The sequence below is a fragment of the Sphingomonas sp. UYP23 genome (assembly GCF_054059235.1).
In genome coordinates, this window is sequence record NZ_JBSSBX010000001.1 from 931,247 (window position 1) to 957,166 (window position 25,920).

At 66.1% G+C, this 25,920-nt stretch carries 21 protein-coding genes and 2 pseudogenes; 19 read left to right on the forward strand and 4 right to left on the reverse strand.

The genetic code is table 11. The features are described 5' to 3' along the window. Positions 1-8 precede the first annotated feature (8 nt). A complete protein-coding gene (locus tag ACVWYO_RS04690; protein ID WP_457349001.1) occupies positions 9-722 on the forward strand; it encodes a phosphatase PAP2 family protein in 714 nt (237 codons plus the stop codon). Positions 723-759: 37 nt separating this feature from the next. Here the strand turns inward: ACVWYO_RS04690 and ACVWYO_RS04695 are convergent, their stop codons facing one another. Next, positions 760-1,491, reverse strand: coding sequence for a VIT1/CCC1 transporter family protein (locus ACVWYO_RS04695; RefSeq protein ID WP_457349002.1), 732 nt, complete (start codon positions 1,489-1,491; stop codon positions 760-762). Positions 1,492-1,696: 205 nt separating this feature from the next. Here ACVWYO_RS04695 and ACVWYO_RS04700 point away from each other — a divergent pair, with 205 nt between their 5' ends. From ACVWYO_RS04700 to ACVWYO_RS04710, 3 genes are all read left to right on the forward strand, one after another. After that, on the forward strand, positions 1,697-2,374 hold the full coding sequence (locus ACVWYO_RS04700) for a response regulator transcription factor (protein ID WP_457349003.1): 678 nt from the start codon (positions 1,697-1,699) through the stop codon (positions 2,372-2,374). After that, positions 2,361-3,722, forward strand: coding sequence for a sensor histidine kinase (locus tag ACVWYO_RS04705; RefSeq protein WP_457349004.1), 1,362 nt, complete (start codon positions 2,361-2,363; stop codon positions 3,720-3,722). The genes ACVWYO_RS04700 and ACVWYO_RS04705 overlap by 14 nt, the downstream gene beginning before the upstream one ends. 89 nt (positions 3,723-3,811) lie before the next feature. Continuing rightward, positions 3,812-4,351 carry a DUF3833 family protein gene (locus ACVWYO_RS04710; protein ID WP_457349005.1) on the forward strand — a complete coding sequence of 180 codons (540 nt, stop codon included), beginning with the start codon at positions 3,812-3,814 and terminating at the stop codon, positions 4,349-4,351. 101 nt (positions 4,352-4,452) lie between these two features. Here ACVWYO_RS04710 and ACVWYO_RS04715 read toward each other — a convergent pair whose 3' ends face one another. Continuing rightward, on the reverse strand, positions 4,453-4,713 hold the full coding sequence (locus ACVWYO_RS04715) for a hypothetical protein (protein ID WP_457349006.1): 261 nt from the start codon (positions 4,711-4,713) through the stop codon (positions 4,453-4,455). Between the two features lie 174 nt (positions 4,714-4,887). Here ACVWYO_RS04715 and ACVWYO_RS04720 point away from each other — a divergent pair, with 174 nt between their 5' ends. From ACVWYO_RS04720 to ACVWYO_RS04750, 7 genes are all read left to right on the forward strand, one after another. Next, positions 4,888-5,592 (forward strand): response regulator transcription factor, encoded by a 705-nt coding sequence (locus tag ACVWYO_RS04720; RefSeq protein ID WP_037493030.1) that lies wholly within the window; start codon positions 4,888-4,890, stop codon positions 5,590-5,592. Between the two features lie 8 nt (positions 5,593-5,600). Continuing rightward, positions 5,601-6,920 (forward strand): ATP-binding protein, encoded by a 1,320-nt coding sequence (locus ACVWYO_RS04725; RefSeq protein WP_457354860.1) that lies wholly within the window; start codon positions 5,601-5,603, stop codon positions 6,918-6,920. 113 nt (positions 6,921-7,033) lie between these two features. After that, positions 7,034-7,729, forward strand: coding sequence for a carbonic anhydrase (locus tag ACVWYO_RS04730; RefSeq protein WP_140846999.1), 696 nt, complete (start codon positions 7,034-7,036; stop codon positions 7,727-7,729). A gap of 17 nt (positions 7,730-7,746) precedes the next feature. Further along, on the forward strand, positions 7,747-9,225 hold the full coding sequence (locus tag ACVWYO_RS04735) for a SulP family inorganic anion transporter (RefSeq protein WP_457354862.1): 1,479 nt from the start codon (positions 7,747-7,749) through the stop codon (positions 9,223-9,225). A 305-nt stretch (positions 9,226-9,530) separates the two neighbouring features. Beyond that, complete coding sequence (locus ACVWYO_RS04740) at positions 9,531-10,349, forward strand: TorF family putative porin (protein ID WP_457349007.1); 819 nt, start codon at positions 9,531-9,533, stop codon at positions 10,347-10,349. A gap of 67 nt (positions 10,350-10,416) precedes the next feature. After that, entirely contained in the window at positions 10,417-12,012 is a 1,596-nt protein-coding gene (locus ACVWYO_RS04745) for a sulfotransferase (RefSeq protein WP_457349008.1), read from the forward strand. A gap of 102 nt (positions 12,013-12,114) precedes the next feature. After that, positions 12,115-14,685 carry a TonB-dependent receptor gene (locus ACVWYO_RS04750; protein ID WP_457349009.1) on the forward strand — a complete coding sequence of 857 codons (2,571 nt, stop codon included), beginning with the start codon at positions 12,115-12,117 and terminating at the stop codon, positions 14,683-14,685. Positions 14,686-14,772: 87 nt separating this feature from the next. Here ACVWYO_RS04750 and ACVWYO_RS04755 read toward each other — a convergent pair whose 3' ends face one another. Then, entirely contained in the window at positions 14,773-15,420 is a 648-nt protein-coding gene (locus ACVWYO_RS04755) for an outer membrane protein (RefSeq protein ID WP_457349010.1), read from the reverse strand. Positions 15,421-15,585: 165 nt separating this feature from the next. On the opposite strand from ACVWYO_RS04755, the gene ACVWYO_RS04760 reads away from it, so the two are divergent. From ACVWYO_RS04760 to ACVWYO_RS04790, 7 genes and pseudogenes are all read left to right on the forward strand, one after another. Beyond that, entirely contained in the window at positions 15,586-16,002 is a 417-nt protein-coding gene (locus tag ACVWYO_RS04760) for an NAD(P)-binding domain-containing protein (RefSeq protein ID WP_457349011.1), read from the forward strand. 41 nt (positions 16,003-16,043) lie between these two features. Next, positions 16,044-16,987 (forward strand): annotated as a pseudogene (locus tag ACVWYO_RS04765) (alpha/beta hydrolase). Further along, positions 16,984-17,901: an alpha/beta hydrolase gene (locus tag ACVWYO_RS04770; protein WP_457349012.1), complete on the forward strand. Its 918-nt coding sequence runs from the start codon at positions 16,984-16,986 to the stop codon at positions 17,899-17,901. The pseudogene ACVWYO_RS04765 and the gene ACVWYO_RS04770 overlap by 4 nt, the downstream one beginning before the upstream one ends. Positions 17,902-18,246: 345 nt before the next feature. Next, positions 18,247-19,326, forward strand: a complete 1,080-nt coding sequence (locus ACVWYO_RS04775; protein ID WP_457349013.1) for a mechanosensitive ion channel family protein — start codon at positions 18,247-18,249, stop codon at positions 19,324-19,326. A gap of 23 nt (positions 19,327-19,349) precedes the next feature. Beyond that, complete coding sequence (gene otsB, locus ACVWYO_RS04780; protein WP_457349014.1) at positions 19,350-20,078, forward strand: trehalose-phosphatase; 729 nt, start codon at positions 19,350-19,352, stop codon at positions 20,076-20,078. Then, complete coding sequence (locus ACVWYO_RS04785) at positions 20,075-21,871, forward strand: glycoside hydrolase family 15 protein (protein ID WP_457349015.1); 1,797 nt, start codon at positions 20,075-20,077, stop codon at positions 21,869-21,871. The genes otsB and ACVWYO_RS04785 overlap by 4 nt, the downstream gene beginning before the upstream one ends. Further along, positions 21,868-23,232, forward strand: a complete 1,365-nt coding sequence (locus tag ACVWYO_RS04790) for an alpha,alpha-trehalose-phosphate synthase (UDP-forming) (protein ID WP_457349016.1) — start codon at positions 21,868-21,870, stop codon at positions 23,230-23,232. Before ACVWYO_RS04785 ends, ACVWYO_RS04790 begins: the two co-directional genes overlap by 4 nt. A gap of 841 nt (positions 23,233-24,073) precedes the next feature. Here the strand turns inward: ACVWYO_RS04790 and ACVWYO_RS04795 are convergent. Beyond that, the gene (locus ACVWYO_RS04795; protein WP_457348219.1) at positions 24,074-25,006 is read right to left on the reverse strand and encodes an IS5 family transposase; all 933 of its coding nucleotides are present in this window, start codon (positions 25,004-25,006) and stop codon (positions 24,074-24,076) included. Between the two features lie 274 nt (positions 25,007-25,280). Between ACVWYO_RS04795 and ACVWYO_RS04800 the strand changes: the two are divergent. Continuing rightward, positions 25,281-25,874, forward strand: a pseudogene (locus ACVWYO_RS04800) (IS110 family transposase); the annotation flags it as partial. Positions 25,875-25,920 lie beyond the last annotated feature (46 nt).

Consider the following 25,920-nt stretch of genomic DNA (forward strand, 5'->3'; position numbering starts at 1 on the left):
ACCGAACGATGCGGAAATATCTGGGTTCGGCGCTGACGACGCTGGCGCTGGGAATGATCGGGTCGGCCGGCGTCGCCGCCCCGCATGCCTTCCACTATCTCGCGGCGCCTGATTTCGCGCCGGGCGCGGTGCTCCCCGCCCCGCCCGCGCGCGGATCGGTCCAGGAGCAGAGCGAACTCGCACAATTGCGCACGCTGATCGCGGCGGCGCCCGCCGAACGGCTCGCACGCGCGCGCTCCGACGATGGCCAGGAGACGCCGGCGCTGTTCGACCGCACGCTCGGCGTTACGCTCGCGACATACCCGCTGACCTGGGCGTTGCTGCGCGACGTCCAGGAAGAGGCCGCGGCCGCGGCCAGCCTGGGCAAGGCGTATTTCCATCGCACACGCCCTTACGGCGTCGACCCGACGCTCCCCAATTGCGCCAAGACGCCAACCGGCAAGGCCGCGACATCGTATCCGAGCGGCCATGCGATCCTCGGCTATTCGACCGGCTTCGTGCTCGCCCGCTTGCTCAAGGGCCGGTCATCCGAGATCTTCGATCGCGCCGCGGATTATGCGATGAGCCGCGAACTGTGCGGCGTGCACTTCGCAAGCGACCTGGATGCCAGCCACGCGCTCGGCACGCTCGTCGCGAGCGCGTTGCTCGCCAATCCCGCCTTCCGCGCGAAGTTCGAGGCGGCGCACGCCGAACTGCTAGCCGCACACGTCGCCGGAGCCTGAGCGAAGCGGGCAGACCAGCTGCCCGAATCCCGCGCCCTCAGCCGACCGTCGTGTGGAACACGTGCCCGACGCCGGCGGTCACCGCCATCGCGATCGATCCCCACACCATCACCCGGACGACGCCCGGCAAAATCGGCGCACCGCCGGTCCGCGCACCCGCCGCGCCTAGCACCCCGAGCGTCAGCACCGCGACGATCGCGATCGCCCACAGGATCGCGCTGGCCGGCACCAGCAGCGCGGTCAGCACCGGCGGCAAGCCACCGGCGAAGAAGCACGCGGCCGATGCGATGGCTGCCTGGAGCGGGTTGGCGGTCGACGTATCGGTAATCCCGAGCTCGTCGCGCGTATGCGCCTCGAGCGCGTCATGCTCGCTCAGCGCCGCAACGACCTCGACCGCGAGCGCCTTGGGCAGGCCGCGCTTCATGTAGATCGCCGCGAGTTCGCGCTTTTCGTGCTCGGGATTGGCTTCGAGTTCGAGCCGTTCGCGCTCGATATCGGCCTTCTCGGAATCGGCCTGGGAGCTGACCGAGACATATTCGCCCGCCGCCATCGACATTGCCCCCGCGACGATCCCCGCGACGCCGGTCAGGATGATCTGCGACGATCCCGCAGCGGCGGCGGCAACGCCGACCATCAGGCTCGACGTCGAGAGCAGCCCGTCATTGGCGCCGAGCACCGCGGCGCGCAGCCAGCCGATCCGCGTGACATAATGCGACTCGCCATGCGCCTTGTCGGCGCGTTCCTGCGCGGTTGCTTCGAGCAAGCTCATCGAACGCCTTTCCAATAGCCGATCCCGTACGGATCGCCCGTTTCGGCCGTACCGCGCCAAGCGCGTGCCCGTAAGACCCTTTGCGCGTCGGTACGTTCCACAAACCGCAGCGGACGCCGCGCCGCCAGCGATCCTGGCGCCAAACAGCCGAGTCTGAACCGCAATTCAGTTGACGCCCCCCGCCCGCCACGCCGAACAGGAGCGCGTGACGCGCATCCTCCTCCTCGAAGACGATATCGGCACCGCGACCGAGATTACGCTTGAGCTGGTGGCGAACGGCTATTCGGTAACGCACCGGCTGCTCGTGTCCGAGGGCCTCGCGACCGCACAGGAGGATCCGATCGACCTGCTGATCGTCGATCGCCAGCTGCCTGACGGCGACGGACTCGACCTCATTGCCGAACTGCGCCGGAGCGGCCGCCGTACGCCCGCGCTCGTGCTGAGCGCGCTCGGCAGCCTCGACGATCGCGTGCGCGGGCTGCGCGCCGGCGGCGACGACTATCTGCCCAAGCCCTTCGCGCTGGTCGAACTGATCGCCCGCGTCGAAGCGCTGCTGCGCCGCCCCAACGAGACGCGCGACACGCGGCTCATCGCCGGGCCGCTCGATTTCGACCTGCTCGCAGGCGTCGCCACGCGCGCCGGTCGCGCGCTCGAGCTGCTGCCGCGCGAGCTAAAACTGCTCGACTATCTGGTGCGCCGCCCGGGTCGGATCGTGACGCGCTCGATGTTACTGCAGGATGTGTGGGGCTATACGTTCGAGCCCAACAGCAATGTGGTCGATGTCCATATCGGCCGGCTGCGGCGAAAGGTCGATGCCGAAGGAGAGCCGCAACTCATCCGCAACGTTCGCGGACAAGGGTATATCTTCGATGTTCCTGGCTGACCCGCGCGTCCGCGCGACGTGGCGCTGGGGCGGGGCGCTCGCCGCGTTATTGGTCGTGCAATCGGTGGTGCTGGCGGGGCTATTCTGGCTGCTCGCGTCGAACAGCCACCGCCATGCGGCCGAAGCGACCTTCGCTGCGGATTGCCGGACGGTCGGCGCGCTGCACGATGCCGAACGCCATGTGGCGGTCCGCCGGATGATCGCCGAGGACATCCACCGCGACCGCTTCCTCGCTCTGTTCGATCAGAACGGGCGGCTGCTCGACGGCAATGTCGCCGCGATCCCGCCGGGCGTCGTGGTCGGCCGTGCCTCGGCGATCGCGACGGTGCTGCCGACCCAGCTGCCCGGCAAAACCAGCGATGTCGCCCGGCTCGCCGTGTGCCGCATGCCCGATGGCGACCGGCTGCTCACCGGAATCGACCTCGACGAAGCCGAGGAAGCGCTCCGCGTCGTCGAGCGATCGTTGATGATCGGCCTAGGGCTCGGGCTGGTGCTCGCGGTTGGCGTCGGGTTGATCGCCGGGCGTCGCGCGGCGCGCCAGGTCGACAGCGTGCGGCAGCTGACCGAGGCGATCGTCGCGGGTGATCTCGACGTACGGCTTGCGGTCGGCGCGCGGCCCGACAGTTTCGAACTGCTCTGCGCGCATATCAATACGATGCTCGATCGGCTGCAGGTGCTGGTCGTCGATGTGCGCGTGATCGGCGACGATATCGCGCATCAGTTGCGCACCCCCCTCACCCGGTTGCGCGCGCGGATCGAGCGCGGGCTGCGCGACGCCGGGGATCGCACTGCGTTCGAACAGGTCGCCGAGGCGGCGCTTGCCGAGATCGACACGTTGCTTGGTATCGTCGCCGCGTTGCTGCGCGTTCGCGAGCTCGAGGACCAGGCGCGCCGGAGCCGCTTCGCAACGATCGATCTCGCGCATCTGGTCGGCGACGCGTGCGAACTGCACACGCCGACCGCCGAGGATCGCGGCATCGCCTTGCAGTGCGAGATCGAACCCGCGCCCGCGGTCGAGGGCGATGCGAGCTTGCTGATCGAAGCGGTGTCCAACCTGATCGACAATGCGATGAAGTTCGGCCCCCCCGGCGGTGCGGTGCGCGTTACACTCCGCACCGAGGGCGATGCCGCGGTCATTACCGTCGCCGACGACGGCGCGGGCATCGCGCCGGCCGAGCGGTCGCTCGTCACGCAGCGTTTCTATCGCGGGCGGCATGAGTGCGAGGGGGCCGGGCTGGGCCTCAGCCTGGTGAAGGCGATCGTCGATCTGCATGGCTTCACGCTGCAGTTCGCCGACCACGGCAGCGCGGTGTCGCTCGTGTGCCGCCCGGCTGCGCGACTGAACTAGAATTTAGAGAGCCAATTCGCGCTTCGTCCGTTGTCGCGGGCGAAGCGACGCGGATCTCCTGTCCCGCGCGGTGCTGAAGGGCGATGCGCATGACCAGTTTCGATCGAATCCGGAGGCGTGGCATCGCGCCGCTTTGTGCGCTCATCACCAGCCTCGGCCTCGCCGGATGCGTGTCGACGGCGCATCTTGCACGCGCACCGGCGCCGCGCTTCGATGCGGTGGCGTTCTTTGCAGGGCGTAGCGAAGGCAGGGGCGTGCTCAAGATCGCACTGCACCGGCCCGCCACCACGCTGGTCGAGGGCAATGGCCGCGTGACCGAAGATGGCAGCATCGTGCTCGATCAAACCGTACGGCGGCAAGGCAAGCCCGCGACGCAGCGCCAGTGGGTGCTGCATCCAGTCGGCACCGATCGCTACGCGGGGACGCTCAGCGATGCCGTCGGCCCGGTCGACGGTCGCGTCGACGGCACTGTGCTGCACCTGCGGTTCGCGATGAAGGGCGGGCTGCAGGCCGAGCAGTTTCTCGAGCTGCAGCCGGGCGGAACGGTCGCGCAAAACGTGATGCTCGTCCGCAAGATGGGCGTTGCGGTAGCGCGGCTCGACGAAACGATCACACGGCTCGGGCGCTAAGCGCGCCCGAGCAATTTGCATCCTCTGCCAGTGGCGCTCGTCTGCGCGAGGCCTTGGTGGCATGTGCACGACGGGCCTGCGCAGCCGCAGGACCGCCTACCTCAGTTGGCGGCGGCGAGCACCGTCTTTGCCGCAGGCGCGGTCTTGGCAGCCGCGACCGCGCTGCGATTGTCACAGCGCACCAGCGCCGGCGACTGGACGGTCTTGCCGGAGGGCGTGTGGACGTGCTGGACGGTGCAGCCTTCCTTGAGTGCGTCGCTGACCTGCTGCGGGCTGTGCGCCAGGCGGTTGGCAAGCGCGGGCGTCGCGGTCGCGATCAGGGCGGGGGCGATCAGGGCGGTGGCGAAAATGGCACGAAACATGGGTTAGCTCCTCGAAGGGATGATGCCCCCCAGATACGCGCGCCACCTTGCTCGCGGCGTTCGCTGCGATGACAAAGTGTTTCTGGCACAATCGCGGGCCACGCCGCGTTTGACCGCTCTCCTGCGCTCCCCTACCCCATCGGACCAATGCCTGTGACCGAACCCGCCCCGCTCATGCCGACCATCGTCCTGGTCGAGGACGATCCGCATCTGCGCACGCTGACGACGCGTGCGCTCCAGGAAAACGGCTATACCGTCCGGCCCGCCTCGACCGCGCCCGAAATGTGGCTGGCGATCGACCAGGGGCCGGTCGATCTGGTGCTGCTCGACATCATGTTGCCGGGCACCAGCGGTATCGATCTGTGCCGCGCGATCCGCCAGAAGAGCGACGTGCCGATCATCTTCGTCTCGGCCAAGGGCTCTGAGACCGACCGCGTCGTCGGGCTGGAACTCGGCGCCGACGATTATATCGCCAAGCCGTTCGGCACGCGCGAACTGCTTGCCCGCGTCCGTGCGGTGCTGCGGCGCGGCGGGGTCGAGCGTCAGGCGACGCCGCGCGACAATGGCATGCTCCGCTTCGACGGCTGGACGGTCAATCTGCCGCGCCGCGAACTGCTGTCGCCGACCGGCGCGTTGGTCGATCTGACAGGCGCCGAGTTCGACCTGCTCGTCACGCTGTGCGACCATAGCGGCCGCGTGATCGCGCGCGAGCGGCTGATAGAGCTGTCGCGTACGCGGCTCGGCGACAGTTCGGACCGCAGTATCGACGTGCTCGTCAGCCGGTTGCGGCGCAAACTGTCGAGCACCGGCGTCGATGCGCCGATCGCGACGGTGCGCGGCATCGGCTATATGTTCAGCGCCCCCGTGACGCGCGATTGAGCGCGACGCTGCGCCGGCACCTCCACGGCCCGGCTGGCCTGATCGGCCAGATCTTCGCGATCCTGTTGCTCGCGATGATCCTCGAATTCGGCGTGTCGACGGTGCTTTACGAGCGCGCGAGCCAATTCTCGGTGCGCGACGACGAGGCGCGGCGGCTTGCCGAGCATCTCGTCATCGCGCGCAAATTGCTCGAGGAGCAGGCGCCGCCTGCACGCCCGCAACTCGCGCGCGAGCTGACCACCAGCCGCTATGAGATCCACTGGGCACCCGCGCTTGCGCCGCCGCCGCCGCTCGCCCCCTCGCTCGACCGGATGTACCGCCAGGTGATCGGCTGGGAACCCGATCTCGCGCATGCCGATCTGCGGCTCAACCTCGCCTCGCCCGGGCGCAACGCGGTGACGGCGGGCGGGGTGACGCTCGCCGATGGCAGCTGGATGCACTTCCACACCCGCCAGCCAATCCACCAGGCCAATCTGTCGAGCGAGCGGATCCTCCTTGCGATGATCCCTGCGGGCGCATTGCTGTTGATGGGCGGGCTGTTCATCCGCCGCACGCTGCTCCCCCTCCGACGGCTAGCGCTCGCTGCGGACGCGGTCGGCAGCGGCAGCGACAGCGACGAGGCGGTGCCCGAAGCGGGACCGAGCGAAGTGCGCCGCGTGATCGGCGCGTTCAACCGGATGCATGCGCGAATCTATCAACTGATCGCCGACCGGACGCAGGCGCTCGCCGCGGTCGGGCATGACCTGCGCACCCCGCTCGCGCGGCTGCGGATGCGCGCCGATGCGATCTCGGACGAAGCATTGCGCGATGCGGTCGAGGCAGACGTCCTCGAGATGGACGCGATGGTCGCCTCGCTGCTCGCCCATCTCGGCGGCGAGGGCGAAAGCGAGCCACGCGTCGCGATCGATCTCGCGGTGCTGTGCGAAACGGTGTGCGACGATGTCAGCGACCGCGGACGCGACGCGCGCTATACCGGGCCCGACCATCTCGAACTGGCGGTCCGCCCGGTCACGCTCAAGCGCGCGATCGTCAATCTCGTCGAGAATGCGCTGCATTATGGCGAGCGCGTCTATCTGACGCTGGTGCGGGCAGGCGATCAGATCGTCGTCCGCATCGAGGATGACGGCCCGGGCATCCCGGCGGCCTCGCTCGCACGGGTGATCGAGCCATTCGTCCGGCTCGACACGGCGCGCGCGCGCGACACGATCGGGCTCGGGCTCGGCCTGTCGATCGTCGCGCGTGCGGTCGCCGAGCATGATGGAACTTTGACGCTCTCGAACCGGCCCGAAGGCGGACTCCGCGCCGAGATCGCCCTGCCGACGGCATAAGGCCCCGGCGCCCGAGCAATCATTCGTAACGTTGGCGCCGCGGCGCAGCAAAACGCGTGCGCTATCTGCTTCCGTGACCCCGTTCCCGTACGGGCCATTTTAGGAGCAGAGTCATGAACGATCTCATCGGACGCGTTCTCAGTTTCGAGAAGGGCGTTTTCCCTGACCAGAGCGCCCTTTACGCAAAGCTCGCGCAGCACGGCCAGAGCCCCAAGGCGCTGATGATCTCGTGCGCCGATTCGCGCGTCGTCCCCGAACATATCATGCAGGCGGCGCCGGGCGACCTGTTCGTCTGCCGCAACGCTGGCAACATCGTGCCGCCGTCGTCGTCGCAGATGGGCGGCGTGTCGTCGACCGTCGAATATGCCGTCTCGGCGCTCGGCGTGCGCGACATCATCATCTGCGGCCATTCGGACTGCGGCGCGATGAAGGCGCTGATGAACCCCGAGATGCTGAACGGCATGCCCAACGTCGCCGCCTGGCTGCGCCATAGCCACGCCGCCGAATGCGTCGTGCGCCAGGGCTACCCCGAACTGACCAACGAGGAAGGCGTCCGCGCCGCAGCCCTTGAGAACGTCGTCGTCCAGCTGCAGCATTTGCGCACGCATCCTTCGGTCGCAGCCGGCATCGCGCGCGGCGAGATCTCGCTGCACGGCTGGTTCTTCGATATCGGCGCAGGTGCGATGTACGCGCTCGATGGCACGACCGGCCGCTTCGCGCAGATCCAGGCGGATGAACCGCTGCCTGTCGCGCATGCCGCCCAGCGTCATCGCGCTTCGGACGTCGAGTATCTGGAAGCTGCAGAGTGAAACTCCCGTCGCTGAGCATGATGGGGCGGGATTTCACCGCCTCGATCGTCGTGTTCCTGGTCGCGATGCCCTTGTGTATGGGCATCGCGATCGCGTCGGGCGTGCCGCCTGAAAAGGGCCTGATCACCGGGATCATCGGTGGTCTCGTCGTCGGCATGTTCGCCGGCTCGCCGCTGCAGGTCAGCGGCCCCGCGGCTGGTCTCGCGGTCATCGTGTTCGAACTGGTCCGCGACCAGGGCCTGTCCGCACTTGGACCAATCCTCATCCTGGCCGGGGCGATCCAGGTCGTCGCCGGTATCTTCCGCCTCGGCGGCTGGTTCCGCGCGATTTCGCCCGCGGTGGTGCACGGGATGCTCGCGGGCATCGGCGTGCTCATCGTCGTCGGTCAGTTCCACGTGATGTTCGATGAAAAGCCGCTGCCGAGCGGCCTCAAGAACCTCGCGGCCGTTCCTGGTCGCCTGCTCGGCCTGTCGAGCGATATCGGCACGACCGAAATCGCGATCGGCCTTGCGGTGTTCACGTTGCTGGTAATGCTCGGCTGGGAGAAGTTCCGGCCGAAGGCGCTGCGGCTCGTGCCAGGCGCGTTGCTCGGTGTCGTCGCGGCGACGCTGGTCGCGTGGCTCTCGGGGCTCGACATCGCGCGCGTCGCGGTGCCGCAGAACATCGCCGGCGCGATCAGCCTGCCCAGTGCCGACATCCTCACGCGGTTTCTTGATCCCGGCGTGATCGGAGCGGCGCTTGCCATCGCCTTCATCGCCAGCGCCGAGACCCTGCTGTCGGCCGCCGCGGTCGACCGCATGCACGACGGCGTGCGCACCGACTATAACAAGGAACTGCGCGCGCAGGGCATCGGTAACCTGCTGTGCGGCATGGCCGGCGCTTTGCCGATGACCGGCGTGATCGTGCGCAGCTCGGCCAACGTGCAGGCAGGTGCCACGTCGCGGCTATCGACGATCCTGCACGGCGCGTGGATCCTCGGCTTCGTCGCGTTGCTGCCGTGGCTGCTGCGCGAAATCCCGATGGCGGCGCTCGGCGCGGTGCTGGTGCTGACCGGCTGGCGGCTGGTCAATTTCAGCCATGCCAAGCATCTGTTCAAGGATCACGGGCCGTTGCCCGTCGTGATCTGGGCGGTGACGCTGCTGCTCGTCGTGACGCAGGATCTGCTGACCGGCGTGCTGGTCGGGATCGGGCTGTCGCTGCTCGAACTGATCCCGGTGCTGCGCAACCTCCGTCTGAAGGTGGTGCATGTCGAGAATGACGGGCACGAGACCGTGCATCTCGCCGGTGCGGCGACCTTCCTGACGCTGCCCAAGCTGTCGGGTGCGCTCGATGCCGTTCCGCAGGGCGCGCCGATGCGGCTCGACATGACCGAGCTGTCCTCGGCCGATCACACCTGCGCCGAACTGCTCAAGGACTGGCTTGCGCGGCGTCGTGCCGCCGGCGGTCAGGTCGAAGTCTATGGCGCGTCCGAACGGCTGACCAAGCAGACCGCCTGAGGTACTGGCGCCTCCTTTTAGGAGGCGTCAGGGGGTGGGGGCGGCTCCCCCCCCCCGAGACATCCCCCAAGATGCGTCTCCACCCCGACCCCTCCCCTCACCGGGAGGGGTTTTTTGTGCGCCGCGGCATGCGAGCAACATTTCGTCACGATCCGGCAAGCAATCAGCAGCACTGCAGCCATAAAAATTGGATGTCCCGGCCGATCGCCGCCCCATCGCTTCCCGTTTGGAGAAGCGCTAGCGGTGAGATGCGGCGGCGGTCGGGGCAGCAGGCGGGACCCGATCGACCTATTTAGGGGGTTCCTTTGAAGATCTATTCGACCATCGCGGCAGCACTGCTGACCGCAATCGCCATGCCGGCCTTCGCCGACGAGACCGATCCGCCGCCCCCTATCGTGCTGTCGGGCTCGGTCGCGATCGTTTCTGACTATCGCTTCCGCGGCGTCTCGCAGAGCGACAAGGAAGCCGCGATCCAGGGCGGCATTTCCGCCACCCACAAGAGCGGCCTCTATGTCGGGACCTGGGCGTCCAACCTTGCCGGTTGGGGCACCTTCGGCGGCGCCAACATGGAGCTCGACCTGTACGGCGGATACAAGCGCAGTCTCGGCGGCGGTACCGCGGTCGATGTCGGGCTGACCTGGTACATGTATCCGGGCGGCGCCGATCTCACCGATTTCGCCGAGGGCTATGCCAAGCTGTCGACTACGCTCGGGCCTGTCAGCGCGCTCGCCGGCGTCGCCTATGCGCCCAAGCAGCGCGCGCTCGGCAATTTCTCGAACACCCCGCAGAGCCGCGGGCAGAGCCAGGACAATACCTATCTGTGGGGCGATGTCAGCGCCGGCATCCCGACCACGCCGGTCACCGCCAAGGCGCATCTCGGCTATTCCTGGGGCAATCCCGGGCTCGGACCCAACGGCACGAGCGTGACGCCAACGGGCAAATACCTCGACTATCTCGTCGGACTCGACGTGACGTTCAAGCCGGTCACGCTCGGCCTCGCTTATGTCGGCACCGACATTTCGCGCCGCCGCGCCGCCTATCTGCTCCCCAATTTCTCCTCGACCAAGAACGGGTCGTCGATCTCGTCGGGCAAGCTCGTCGTCTCGCTGTCCGCCGCCTTCTGATCGCTGCCGGATGAAATGCGTCCCCCGCTAGCCGGGGGACGCATCGCGGCGCTACAGAGGGGATCGCATGGCACCCCCTCCCCTCCCGCAATCGCGTTACGCGCCGGCCCTGGTCGAGGCCGCACTGGCGCTCCACGACAATCGGCTGTCCGATGCCGAGCCCTTGCTCAAACAGCAGCTGAAGCAGGACCCGTTCGACGTCGCCGCGATGCGGATGCTCGCCGAGCTTGCCGGGCGGATCGGGCGGTATCGCGATGCCGAGGCGTTGCTCCGCCGCGCGATCGAGCTGTCGCCCGCGTTTACCGCGGCGCGCGCCAATCTCGCACTGGTGCTCTACCGGCTCAACCGTCCATCCGAGGCGATTGCCGAGCTCGCCACCGTGGTCGTCGAGGATCCCGACAATCCCGGGCACGCCAACCTTCAGGCCGCCGCCTTCGGGCGGATCGGCGATTTCGACGCGGCGATCGCCTTGTACGAGCGCGTGCTCGCCGACACGCCCGCGCAGCCGCGCGTGTGGATGAGCTTTGGCCATATGCTCAAGACCGTCGGGCGCCAGGCCGACGGAATCGCCGCCTATCGCCGCGCGATCGACTTGTTGCCGAGTCTGGGCGAAGCGTGGTGGAGCCTCGCCAATCTCAAGACCGTGCGCTTCGACGATACCGATGTCGCGCGGATGGAGGCGGCGCTCGCCGCACCTGGAATTTCGGACGAAGACCGCTTCCATCTCGATTTCGCGCTCGGCAAGGCGTTCGAGGATCGGCGCCAGGCCGAGATGGCGTTCGCGCATTATGCCGCTGGCAATGCGCGCCGCCGCGCGCAGCTTGCCTATGATCCCGATGAGACGACGCGCTTCGTCGATCGCAGCATCGCGGCATTCGACGCCGCCTTCTTCGCCGAGCGCGCCGAGTCCGGCTGTCCTGCCCCGGACCCGATCTTCATCCTCGGCATGCCGCGCGCCGGGTCGACGCTGATCGAACAGATCCTGTCGAGCCACAGCCAGGTCGAGGGAACGAGCGAACTCCCCGACATCCCCGCGCTCGCCCGCGGCGAGGCGCATTATCCCGAAGGCCTGGCCGGCTGGTCGCACGACCGCCTGCGCGAAGCGGGCGAAGCCTATCTCGCGCGCACCCGCGTCCAGCGGCGCACCGACCGCCCGTTCATCGTCGACAAACTCCCCAACAATTGGGCGCACGTTCCCTTCATCCAGCTGATCCTGCCCAATGCGCGGATCATCGATGCGCGGCGGCATCCGCTCGGCTGCTGCTTCTCGAACTTCAAGCAGCATTTCGCGCGCGGCCAGGGCTTCAGCTACGGCCTCGACGATATGGGGCGCTATTATCGTGATTATGTGCGTCTGATGGCGCATGTCGATGCGGTGTTGCCCGGCCGCGTCCACCGCGTGCTGTACGAGGACATGATCGACGAGACGGAGGCGACGGTGCGCGCCGTGCTAGCGGCGTGCGGGCTCGCGTTCGAGCCGGCCTGCCTCGCCTTTCATGAAACCGACCGCGCGGTCCGGACCGCGAGCTCGGAACAGGTCCGCCGCCCGATCTTCCGCGAGGGGACCGACGCGTGGAAGCCGTTCGAACCGTGGCTTGATCCGCTCAGGGCGGCACTCGGCGCAACCCTCGACACCTATCCGGCCGCGCCGAAGTCGTTGTAATTCCGCAACGGTCGGGCACCATTGTTGCGCCTTTGTTGCAGTGCGCTTGACGAATACCGCAGTCGCGAACAGTTTCTCCGCAATATCTTAAGGGGGAAATTGATGTCGCTGCTCGGGCACCGCGCCGTCGTCGCTGCACTGCTGTCATCGGTCGCGTGGATCAGTCCGGCGCTGGCGCAGACCACGCCTACGGATCAAACACCCGTCGTCGACGGCGGCGACATCGTCGTCACCGCGACCAAACGCTCGGAAACGCTGCAGAGCGTGCCGATCGCGGTCCAGGCGCTGCCGACCAAGGCGCTCGACCAGCTCAACATCACCAATTTCGCGCAATACGCCAAGCAATTGCCGTCGGTCTCGTTCCAGCCCGCCGCCAATGCCGGCGGCAACCCCGGCCAGATCGTGATCTATCAGCGCGGCATCGCGGCGGGCGGCGAAGGCAACCATTCGGGCTCGCTCCCCGCGGTCGGCGTCTATCTCGACGAACAGCCCGTCACGACGGTCGGCGGCAATCTCGACGTCCACATCTATGACGTCGCGCGCATCGAAAGCCTGTCGGGGCCGCAAGGCACGCTGTTCGGCGCCTCGTCCGAAGCGGGCACGGTGCGGATCATCACCAACAAGCCCGATCTCTCGCATTTCTACGGTCGCGTCGATGTCGAGGGCAATCACGTCAGCAAGGGCGGCTTCGGCGGCAAGGCCGAGGGGATGCTCAACATCCCACTCTCGGACAATGCAGCGTTGCGCGTCGTCGGCTTCTACCAGCGCGATGCCGGCTATATCGACAATGTCGCGGGCAGCCGGCAATTCTGCGGCGGCACCAATTTCAACGCTGCCGGCAATTGCGTGAAGGACGGTATCACCGTCAACAACGCCAAGTTCGTCAAGAAGGACTATAACGACACCGAGATCGCCGGCGGCCGCGCCGCGCTGAAGATCGATCTCGACAGCAACTGGACCGTGACGCCGACCGTCATGTACCAGGACACGCGCAGCCACGGCGCCTATGGCTATGATCCGACCGTCGGCGACCTCAAGCTCCAGCATTTCCTGCCCGAATATCGCCGCGATCGCTACGTCCAGGCCGCGCTGACGATCGAGGGCAAGGTCGGCAATTGGGACCTGACCTATGCCGGCGCCTATCTCGATCGCAAGGCCGCGCAGTCGAGCGACTACACCGATTATGCCGAGGCCTACGACAATCTCTATTCGTCGGTCGGCGGGCTGGCCGGCTATTTCTATTACAAGGACAATGCCGGCAAGCAGGTCGCCCCACTGCAGAACGTGGTGGCGACCGACCATTTCAAGAAACTGAGCCAGGAACTGCGCGTCGCAAGCCCGGCAAGCGATCGCTTCCGGATCGTCGCAGGTGCGTTCTACCAGCGCCAGAGCAACGACATCCACCAGGATTACAAGGTCGCCGGGCTGGCCGATGCGCTGTCGGTCAACGGATCGCCCGGCACCTTGTGGCTGACGCAGCAGCACCGCGTCGACAAGGACTATGCGATGTTCGGCGAGGCGAGCTTCGACATCACGCCGACGATCACCGCGACGGCGGGCGCGCGCGCCTTCATTTACGACAATTCGCTGATCGGATTCTTCGGCTTCGGGCGCAATCCTTCAGGCAATTATTCGGATACGCCGTATAACGGCGCGGGCAGCTCGCGCACGGGCGTGGCGGGGTGCTTCACCACCAGCGGAACGCGGCTGCGTGAAGCCGTCGCCGCCGGCGCCTCGACCACGCTTGCAGCCGCCGCGGTGGCGGGAAGCCCGTGTACCAATCTCGGCACTTACGTCGGCGGCGTCGGGGTCGAGCCGGTCAAGGCATCGGGCCAGGGCGTGACGTACCGTGCCAATCTGAGCTGGAAGCCGGTCCGCGGCGTGCTGCTCTACGGCACCGTCTCGCGCGGCTTCCGCCCGGGCGGGATCAACCGTCGCGCCGATGTCGCGCCCTATGCCGCCGATTACCTGACCAATTACGAATTTGGTGCCAAGACCACGCTGCTCGGCGGCAAGGCGCATATCAACGGTGCGATCTATCAGGAGGATTGGGCCAAGTTCCAATTCTCCTATCTCGGCGCGAACAGCTTTACCGAGATCCATAACGGCCCCAATGCACGCGTCCGCGGGATCGAGCTCAACGGCAATCTCAACCTCGGCGGCCTGACGCTGAGTGCCTCGGGCGCGTATAACGATGCCAAGACGCGGCAGAATCTGTGCCTGATCGACGATCCGACCTATCGCTGCACCGATACCGGCAATGGCAACATCGTCTCGGCACCGGCGGGCACGCGGCTGCCGATCACGCCGCGCTTCAAGGGCACGGCGTCGGCGCGCTACTCGGTGCCGGTCGGCAGCTTCAAGGCGTATGGCCAGGGCGTCGTCTCGCACCAGAGTTCGGCTGCGTCGGACATTCGCACGGCGACCAAATATCCGACCGGCGATGTCTACAATCCCGCGGCCGTGCTCGGCCGGCTCGCCGCCTCCACCACCGCCGATTTCGCGGTGGGTGCCGAGTTCAACCGATTCAGCATCGAGCTGTTCCTGCAGAACGCGTTCGACACGCGCGGCCAGATCGCGCGCTTCCAGGAGTGCGGCAGCTGCGGCCAGCGGCCCTACATCATCCCGATCGTCCCGCAGACGGTCGGCGTACGGCTGCACAGCGAGTTCTGAGCGCCGCGTTCGGTCTGCGCCGGACACGAAAAGGGCGGGGAATGTCGCCATTCCCCGCCCCCTCGCGCTGTCCGAAAAAAGTTTGGCTTAGAAGTGCGTGATCACGCCCAGCATCGGCCGCAGGCTGTGGAAGTTGCCGAACGTGTTGACTTCAGCACGGATGCGGAAGCCAGCATTGCCGGTGATGCCCTTGAGGCCGATGTCCTTCGGACCGAACTCGGTGCCGATCCCGTAGGTGATCGCGCCGTAGTTCTTGTCGTTACGGTTGCCGGTCGAGAAGGTCGAGTAATGGTCGAAATCGACCCACTGATAGCCGACCTTGCCGTAGAACATGCCGCTGTCGCCAGCGCGAACGCCGAAGCGGCCAGCTGCGCCATATTCCCAATCGATGTTGCCCGAAACGCCCTTGGCGACGCTGCCTTCAGCACCGACGAACACCGGCCCGAGCGGAACGTTGATACCTGCAACGCCCTGAACGAGCGCGCCGGCGAGGCGGTAGTTGTTGCGCAGCGAACCGTTGCCGTTCAGCGCCTGCGGGATGCCGTGGTTACGCTCGTTGTCGAACTGTTCCCAGCCGCCCATCACGCCGACATAGGGCTCGATGCCGAATGCACGGCTGCCGTCGGGTGCGGTCGGACCGGTCTCGACCGGAGCAGCCGGAGGCGCGTCCTGAGCGAAGGCGGGTGCAGCGACGGCCACGGCCAGCGCGGCAGCGGCGAGTTTAAGAGTACGCATTTGTAATGACCTTATTTACGGACGTTTTTTAGGGGGTGTGCCGGGATGTGTCCGGAAAGCCCGGTGCGCCCTTAACAAGCTTTGGCGGCCGATGTTGCACCGCAGCGGAATAATCCTGTCGACGCGGGATTTTGTCACATTTCTGCAACGGTTTCTTGCCGCAAGATGAACGAAACCGCGGAAAACATTGGAATTGATACATTCGGGCGCCGACCGGTCAGTGTCAGAAAGAGCCGCATCCGCCCGAATCGTCGAGTCGTCGCACCACCTTCCTGCCCGGAAGCGACGCCGTGTCGGCGACCGCTCGGTCCGCAAAAGCACCCGCGTGCGATCATCCTGATGGTCAAGGCAGGCGATGCCGTCTATGGCGTCATCGATGCGTTGAGCCCGTTGCTCGACCCGGGCGATATCCTGATCGACGCGGGCAATTCGCTGTTCTCGGATACCGACCGGAGCGTCGGTGTAGCCGCCGCCAAGGGTCTCCGTGGACAGGTGCGGGGCGCCACTCCACCAAAGATGATTTGCGCGCTGATAGCGCTACCTCGACACCTTTTAGAAAATAAAGGTGGAGAGCAGATATGATACGCCAGCCTCGCGTCGGTCGTCACGGAACCCATGGGCGAATGGTCGGATTCGGGATCGCCATGGCGCTGATCCTGGCGTCGCCCGCGCTGGCGCAAGGCGACAAGATGGCGCCGATCCCCACCCCCGCCCAGACCGGCGCAATCGCGCTCGGCACCGGCAAGCTGCCCGGTTCGACTCAGCCCGAAGCATGGCACAGCCAATATGGCAGCGTGTTCGCCCGCAACGTCACCGTCGCCACCGTGATGCCCTTCCTGCCCGATCCCGCGAAAGCAACCGGCACCGCGGTGATCGTCGCGCCGGGCGGCGGCTTCATGACGCTGTCGATGAAGAACGAAGGCTATGACGTGGCCCGTGCGCTCGCCGCGAAGGGCGTCGCAGCGTTCGTGCTCAAATACCGGTTGAAGCCGACCCCGGCAACGATGCCGGCGTTCGAACAGTCGATGGCCGCGATGTTCGCGCCCGGCGCCCGGCCGCCGCAGCCGAAGTCCGATGCGATGACGGCCGACCTCGCCCCGCAGATCGCCGATGCGCGTGCCGCGTTTGCGCTGGTCCGCCGGCGCGCGGCCGAGTGGCATGTCGATCCGCAGCGGATCGGCATGATCGGCTTTTCGGCCGGGGCGATGCTGACGCTGGCGACGACGCTCGAGGGCGTCGATGCCAAGCCCGCTTTCATCGGCACCATCTACGGTCCGCTGGCAGCGATGAAAGTGCCCGCCGACGCGCGCCGATCTTCGTCGCGCTGGCGGCGGACGATCCGTTTTTCGGCAATGGCAGCTTCGGCCTGATCGAAAGCTGGCGCACGGCCAAGCGCCCGGTCGAATTCCACCTGTTCGAACAGGGCGGGCATGGGTTTGGCATGTATCCCAAGACGACGACGAGCACCGGCTGGTTCGACGAATTCGTCTGCTGGATGGCGATGCACGATCTGCTCAAGCCGGCGCGCGCGGTGATGAGCGCGGCGAACGGAACGGAGACCAAATGATGCGTCGGATCCTGCGCCTTTCGCCGCTCCTGCTGGCGCTGACCATGGCCGGACCCGCCGCAGCGCAGGATCCGGCGCCGGTGCCCGCCCCGACCTATACGCCGATCCCGCTCTGGCCCAACGGTGCGCCCGGATCGGCCGCGCGGCGGGGCGAGCCCGAAATCGGCCGCGATTATTGGCTGCGCAACATCCACGACCCCTCGCTGACCGCCTTCCCGGCCGCGCCGGCGCATCGCAACGGCGCCGCGATCGTCGTGATCCCCGGCGGCGGGCACAAGCTGCTGGTGTGGACCAATGAGGGGACCAAGGTCGCGACCGCGCTCAATCGCCTGGGGCTGACCGCCTTCGTGCTCAAATACCGGTTGGCGAACGAAGCTGGCTCCAAATACTCGGTCGCTGGCGACGCGGCCGACGATGCGCGGCGTGCGATCCGGTGGGTGCGCGCCCATGCCGCCGAGTACGGAATCGATCCGCACCGCGTCGGCGCGATGGGCTTTTCGGCAGGCGGCGAACTCGTGTCGCTGATCGCCGACAATCCCGAGCCGGCCGGTCGCCCCTCGCACGATGCGATCGACCGCGAGCCGGCTCGCCCCGACTTCCAGGTGCTGGTGTTTCCAGGGCCGCGCGGGATCCCCGCCACGGCGATCGCCACCGCGCCGCCCGCGTTCCTGGTCGCCGGCAGCCGCGACGCGTGTTGCGCGGCGCCCTCGGTCGCGCTGTACGAACAGTTGCGCAAGGCGGGCGTATCGGCCGAACTGCACATGTTCGCCGACAGCGACCACGCCTTCAACCTCGACGAATCGAACCGCGTCTCGATCCTCCACTGGCCAGACCGGCTGAACGACTGGCTTGCCGACGGCGGCTGGCTTTCGGCGAAGGCCGTTCCGGGCGCGGCGACGACCAAGCCCAACTAAACGTGGCCGCCCCCGCGATGTCGACGCCGGTGGCCGCGTGAGCCACCGGCGCGGCTTGCGGTGTGGCGGCGGCGAATCGTGCTTCGGTTAGCCGATCCTGGCCAAGCGCGTTTCCTGCGGGATGGCCCGAAATCCGATCCTCTCCGAGGCGGTATCTCCCCCCTAGCCCGACGCCTTGGATCAAAAGCCGTCGCTCGTCGGTTAGGCGTTACGGCACAGAAGCGGGGCCGCGACGCCCGCCGTCATCATCCATGAATCCCGGACGTCGGCCTGTTCACTGGCCAGCGTCTTCGATCGCATCGCGGAGACCGTCAGGGACCTGAGACCGCGAGAAAGGTACCCATCATGCACGACCTTCTCCTCGGCGTATTGCCCGGATGGAGCATCGATCCGGTCCTGACGCTGATCATCGCCGCCATCGCTTGCCTTGTTGCAGTCGCCCTGCATGAAGCGTTCTCGCGTATCCTGCGTCGGCTGGCCGCCAGAAGCCCCGGCCGAACCGACGATATCCTGGTCGATCGGCTGATCGCGCCGACGCGGTGGATCGTCGTCGCGCTGGGTCTGAATATCGCACTCAACGCGGCACCGCTCGATGCTGTCGGCGCAACCTTTGTCCACCGTGCCGCCGGATTCATCGTTCCGCTGCTGCTCGGCTGGCTCGCGCTTTCCGTCCTGCGGGCGGTGCGGGATATCGTCGATGTCCGGTCGGATATCACCGCGTCGGACAATCTCGCCGCGCGGCGTCGGCGCACCCGGATCGGCATTCTTGCGCGGATCGGCACCTTCACCATCGTCTTCGTGACGCTGTGCCTGATGCTGCTCAGCATCCCGGCGATCCGCAGCGTCGGGGTCACGCTGATGGCGTCGGCCGGGCTGGCGGGGCTCGCCGTCGGCGCCGCCGCCCAGCCCGCGCTCAAGAACCTGATCGCGGGCGTGCAGATGGCGTTCAGCGAACCGATCCGGCTCGACGACGTCGTCATCATCGAAGGTGAATGGGGGCGGATCGAGGAAATCCGGCTGACCTATGTCGTCGTCAAGATCTGGGACGAGCGCCGCCTGATCGTGCCGATCAGCAAATTTCTCGAAGGCTCGTTCGAGAATTGGACGCGCGACAGCAGCGCGTTGCTCGGCACCGCGTTCCTCTATGTCGATCCGACGGCGGACGTGGCGGCGCTGCGGGACCAGCTCGATCGGGTCGTGCGCCCGCATCCCAATTGGGACGGCCGCGTCGTCGGCCTGCAAGTCACCGACATCAAGCCCGAGGTGATGGAATTGCGCGCGCTCGTCAGCGCTGCCGATGCCAGCAAGGCGTTCGATCTGCGCTGCGACGTCCGCGAAGCGATGATGCGCCATATCGCCGCCGAAATGCCGCACGCCCTGCCGCGCACCCGCACGACGCTGACCGGCGAACTGGCAGCACTGTGATGGACCGTGTAGCCCCCCCGCGCATGACCCTTTCCGCTCCCGCCATGCTCGCCGACCAGATCAGCCTGTTCCTCGATTTCGACGGAACGCTGGTGGAATTGGCGGAACGACCCGACGCGGTCGTCGTTACCCCGTCACTCACCGCGTTGCTGATGCAGCTCGAGGCACGCCTTGCGGGCCGTGTCGCGCTGGTGAGCGGGCGCTCCGTCGCCCAACTGGATCAGCTTGTCGGTCCGTATGCACAATCGCTGACCGTGGTCGGCAGTCATGGAGCCGAGATACGCATGGCTGGCAAAGACATATCGAGCGGCCCGCGGCCCGTTGCTTTGGAAGCGGCCGAAGCCGCGTTTCGCGAGGCCTTCGCCGGCAATGCGAATGTCGTGATCGAAGTGAAGACGCTCGGGGTGGCGGCGCATTACCGGCTCGACCCGTCGGTCGAACCGATCGCCAAGACCCTCGCGCAACAGCTCGCGGCCGAGAGCGGTCTCTATCTGCAAGGAGGCAAGATGATGGTCGAACTGCGCACCGACGGACACGACAAGGGCAGCGGCATCGCCGCGCTGATGGCATCGCCACGCTTTGCCGATCGTCGCCCGGTTTTTCTGGGCGACGATGTCACCGACGAGCCGGGCTTCGCCCGCTGTGCCGAGCTTGGCGGTTACGGCGTGCTGGTCGGCGCCGATCGGCCGACCGCTGCGGCCTACCGTCTCGCCGACGTCGCTGCCGTGCATGACTGGCTGGCCGCAGTATGACTGCCAACCTTGATCTTTGGCCGATCGGCAACTGCCAGGTCTCCGCGCTGGTCGATCGCTCGGGACGTTTCGTCTGGGGATGCCTGCCGCGGATCGACGGCGATCCGGCCTTCTCCTCGCTGCTCGACGATTCGCCGGCGGCGGGCGACGGGGCTTATGGCTTCTGGGAGATCGACCTCGACGGTGTGACCGAGACGACGCAAACCTATCTGCGCAACTCGCCGGTACTGGTGACGCGCCATACCGATGCGCAAGGCAATGCGATCGAAGTCACCGATTTCGCGCCCCGCTTCTTCCGCAGCGGCCGGATGTATCGCCCGACCGCGTTCGTCCGGATCGTCCGGCCCGTCGCGGGGTCGCCGCGCATCCGCATCCGCATGCGCCCCGCCACATCCTGGGGAAGCGCGCGCGCAGAGCATACGCGCGGCTCCAATCATGTCCGCTATCTGCTCGATCACGGCGTGATGCGCCTGTCGACGACCGCACCGATCGGCTGGATCGAGGACGAGCGCCTGTTCCGCGTCGAGCGGCCGCTGCACTTCTTCTTCGGCCCCGACGAGAGCTTCGGCGACGATATCGCCGCCGGGCTCGATACGATGCTCGAGCGGACGCTGGCCGAATGGCGGCACTGGGTGCGCGGCCTCGCGACGCCGCAGGAATGGCAGGAAGCCGTGATCCGCGCCGCCATCACGCTCAAGCTGTGCCAGCATGAGGAAACCGGCGCGATCGTCGCGGCGATGACCACCTCGATCCCGGAACATGCCGATTCGGGGCGGAATTGGGACTATCGCTATTGCTGGATCCGGGACGCCTATTACACCATCCAGGCGCTCAACCGGCTCGGCGCGCTCGACGTGCTCGAAGGCTATCTCGAATATCTGCGCAACATCGTCGACAATACCGCGGGCGGGCACATCCAGCCGCTGTATGGCGTCGGCGGCGAGCAGACGCTGACCGAATGGGAAGCGCCGGGCCTGAACGGCTATCGCGGGATGGGCCCGGTCCGCGTCGGCAACCAGGCCTATGACCAGGTCCAGCACGATGCCTATGGCCAGATCGTGCTGTCGAACGCCCAGGCGTTCTTCGACCACCGACTGTTTCGCATGGCCGGCATCGCCGATTTCGAAGCGCTCGAGCCGGTCGGCGAACGCGCGTGGGAGCGCTACGACCAGCCCGACGCGGGGTTGTGGGAATTGCGCACGAAATCGCATGTGCACACCTATTCGGCGGCGATGTGCTGGGCGGCATGCGACCGGCTCGCCAACGCCGCGACCGCGCTCGGCCTCGGCGCGCGCGCGACCTTCTGGCAGACCCGTGCCGACACGATGCGCGCGCGGATCGAGGAGGCGGCGTGGCGGCCCGAGACCAACCGGCTCTCGGCAACGTTTGCGGGCGACAATCTCGATGCGAGCTTGATCCAGTTGCTCGAACTGCGCTTCCTCGCCCCCGACGACCCGCGGTTTCTCGGCACGCTCGACGCGGTCGAGGCGGGGCTGCGGCGCGGATCGAACATGTTGCGCTACGACAGCGAAGACGATTTCGGCGTGCCGCACACCGCGTTCAACGTGTGCACCTTCTGGCTGATCGAGGCGCTGCACTATACCGGCCGCGATGCCGATGCCCGCGCGCTGCTTGAGGAGATGTTGTCGCGGCGCACGCCGGCCGGGCTGTTGTCGGAGGATATCGACCCGATCTCGGGCGAACTGTGGGGCAACTATCCGCAGACCTATTCGCTGGTCGGGATGATCAATTGCGCCGTCCTGCTGAGCCAGCCGTGGAGCGCGGTGCGATGAGCCGGCTGATCGTCATATCGAACCGGGTCTCGGCCCCGACCGAAAAACAGCCCGCCGCCCAAGGCGGGCTGGCGGTGGCGCTGACCGCGGCGCTGCGCGAGGCCAAGGGCGTTTGGTTCGGCTGGTCGGGCGAGACCGGCGAAACCGGCGAACTGAAGTTCGAAACCTATGACGGCGTCACCTCGGCGACGATCGACTTGCCCGAGCAGGACGTCGACGAATATTATAACGGCTATGCCAACCGCACCTTGTGGCCGCTGTTCCATTACCGCCTGGGACTGACCGAGTTCGAGCGCGACTTCCAGGGCGGATATGAGCGCGTCAACCGCGTCTTCGGTGCTGTGATCGGGCCGCATATCGAACCCGACGATCTGATCTGGGTGCATGATTATCACATGATCCCGCTCGGCTGGGTGTTGCGCCAGCAAGGGCTGACCAACCGGCTCGGGTTCTTCCTGCATATCCCGTGGCCGCCGACGCGACTGCTCACCGCGCTGCCCGAGCATCGGCGCCTGGTCGAAGCGCTGTTCGCCTATGACGTGGTGGGCTTTCAGACGCAGGAATGGCTCAACACCTTCCACGATTACGTCACGAACGAAATGGGCGGGACGCTGGGGGACGATGGGGCGATCACCGTCGGCGGCCGCACGATCCGCGCGATCGCCTGCCCGATCGGCATCGACGCACAGGAATTCATTGCCAGCGCGAGCAGCGACCAGGCCAAAGCGACGCATGAGCGCATGATCGAAAGCTCGATCGGCCGCAGCCTGATCGTCGGGGTCGACCGGCTCGATTATTCCAAGGGGCTGGAAGAGCGCTTCAACGGCTATCAGCGCTATCTCGAAACGCGGCCGGATGCCCAGTCCAATGTCTATATGTTGCAGATCGCGCCGCCGTCGCGCGACGCGGTGCAGAGCTACCGCGATATTCGCACGACGCTGGATGCGCTGTCGGGTCGGATCAACGGCGCGTTCGCGCATATCGACTGGGTGCCGCTGCGCTACGTCAACCAGGGGTTCCCGCGCGATGTTCTGGCGGGCGTGTATCGCTCGGCACGAATCGGCCTCGTCACGCCGCTCCGCGACGGGATGAACCTGGTCGCCAAGGAATATGTCGCGGCGCAGGACCCGGAGGACCCCGGCGTGCTGATCCTGTCGCGTTTCGCCGGGGCTTCGGAGCAACTCGAAAGCGCGCTGATGGTCAATCCGTACAGCCCGGACGACATTGCCGACGCGATTGCCACCGCGCTCGCCATGTCGCGCGAGGAGCGCATCGCGCGGTGGCGGCCGATGTTCGAGAATATCGTCGATCAGGATGTGATCTGGTGGCGCAAGCGCTTCACCACCGCCCTGATGCAGTAACAGTCGGCGCTGGGGAGGCAAGTGTCCCGAGCATCTGACCCCGACGAAGCGTCGCTTGCGCAGGTTCGGCGCTCCAGCGCGGTCGGGGTATCCCCTGTGAACGCTGTGTTGCCGTCCCAGGATTCGAGGCCAAGTGGTCTGCACGACGACCAGAGCCCGCGGCATGACCCGTGGCTCCCGTCTCAACCTTCAAGCGCCATGACGCTCCCCCCTTGGGTAGGCCCGCCAAGCACGCCCATCACGAGATGCCGTTCGTCATGGTCCCATTGGGGTCCCGATCCGCACCGGCGGACCGCCGGACCAATCGCTTCAGATCACCGGATTGTCACAAAAAGCCCGCCGTCTCGTTGAGACGGCGGGCCTTTAATGGTGGGCGTGGCAAGGATTGAACTTGCGACCCCTGCGATGTCAAAGCCGGTTTCGACAGTCAAATTCGCAATACTTTTCAGATAATTATACATCACCAAATCTCCTCGTGCCTGACAGGTGCCCAGAATCAAGTCATAATCACAGAGTATTTTGTTCCAATGGTGACTGCAACCCATTACATCATGTATCTTTTGCCAGGTTTTGTTGTGTTGAAGAAAAGGACGCGCGCAGTTTCTGTCCCGGAGGCCACCCGCTGCGTTGCAATGATCACCACACACTTTTTGACTTGGCCGGCTACGGTCCGGCAGGTTTTTAGGTAGCGAGCGTTGAATAGCTGTCGTTCACGGAACACCGACCACCGTCAGCTCGCGACCAGAGCCGGTCGTTTAAATCCGCCACCGCGGAGGTCTGCTTCTGACAGGCTTTGTTGCATAATTACGCGAGAGCATGACCGACGTTTTACTTGAAGATGTTATTGGATGCGGACGGTCACCGGCGTTCCTATTTCGGAGAACCGATTGAGAATTGCAGCACGGACTTTGAGCTCGGTAATCTGACGATCGAAGGTGCGGGCGACAACGCGCTGGCCCAGGAGTTTGAAGCAGTGCATTTTGGTCTCGACCAGACTGCGGCGATGATAGCCGCTCCACTTTTTCCAGATTGCGCGACCAAGCCGCTTTGTCGCGCGTAGCGCTCCATTGCGTGCATCGACGCCGGGACCGCCTTCTGCCCATGGTTGCCCGTTGCGGCGGACCGGGATGACCGCATCGGCACCGCGCCCGGCAATAGCGGCATGGCAGTCCCTGGTATCATAAGCGCCATCTCCGCCGACGCTGAGTATCCGCTCGTCTCCGGGAATTTGCGCCAGGAGAACGGGCAGCGTCGGTGCGTCACCAATGGCATTCGTCGTGACCTCAATGGCCCGGATATCCAGCGTCCCAGCATCAATCCCGAGATGCACCTTGCGCCACTGGCGACGGTAGGACGGTCCGTGTTTGCGCGTCTTCCACTCGCCTTCTCCCGTCATTTTGATCCCGGTGCTGTCGACCAGCAGGTGCAGTCCGCCCGAGCTGATCCGCCCGCCGAGGTTGACCTTCAACGTCTTCTGCCGTCGGCACAGCGTCGTATAATCCGGCACCGACCAATCCAGCCCCGCCATTTTGATCAGGCTCGAAACCAACCCCGTCACTTGCCGCAAAGGCAGGTTGAACAGCGTCTTCAGCGTCAGGCACAGCTCTATCGCGCTGTCTGAAAACCGCATCGGGCGACCAGGGCGACCACACGGCTTCGAAAGCCAGTGCATCTCCGGATCAAACCATATTTCCAGCGACCCACGCCGCTTCAGCGCCGCATTATACTCAGGCCAGTTCGTCGTACGATACACAGGTGCGGCAGGTTTGGGCATTACGCCTATCTATACCGCTCGATTCCCTGCGTGAATCCCCGCCATCAGTTTTGCAACAAAGCCCTTCTGACAATAGCTGCCGATGGAGCGCTCCGAAGCGGACCGTCAGGAAAGCGCCCCAATTGTCGCCATTCAGGCGGTTGCGTTGCTGTCTTAAAAGATGGTGTATCGCGGCGGCTGCATTTCGACAGCAGATGAGATTGCAGCCCCTTCACGTACGATGCCTGGATCGGGGTCGACCTGACCTCGTGCATCGAGGGGAGGAGTGAGAGCGATGACGCATTTCGTGGGTCTCGACGTCTCGGTTAAGGAGACGTCGGTGTGCGTGGTGGACGATGCCGGCAAGGTGGTGTGCGAGCGCAAGGTGCCGACCGAGCCGGATGACATTGCCGTCCTGCTGACGTCGGTCGGCGGCGATTACGTGCGGGTCGGGATCGAGGCTGGGCCGCTGTCGCAGTGGTTGGTCAACGGGCTGAGCGAGGCAGGGCTGCCGGTGATCTGTGTTGAGACCCGCCACATGAAGGCGCTGTTGCAGGCGCAGCAGATCAACAAGTCCGACCGCAACGATGCGCGCGGCATCGCCCAGATGATGCGGGTCGGGTTGTTCAAGCCGGTGCATGTGAAGACGCTGGCGGCGCAGGAGCAACGCATGCTGCTGACAAGCCGCAAGCTCGTGCAGCGCAAGCTGATCGACATCGAGTCCGACATGCGCGGCACGCTGCGCAACTTCGGCCTAAAGGTCGGCGTGGTCAGCACGATCGGCTATGAGGCTCGTATCCGTCACCTGGTCGAGGGCTTTCCGAGACTGGCGGCGATTGTCGAGCCGTTGCTGACGGTGCGGCGGGTGATGCGCCAGCAGCTGGCCAAGAGAGGTGGCTCCGCTTGTCTGAACAGGCTCGCGGTCTGGATAAGTG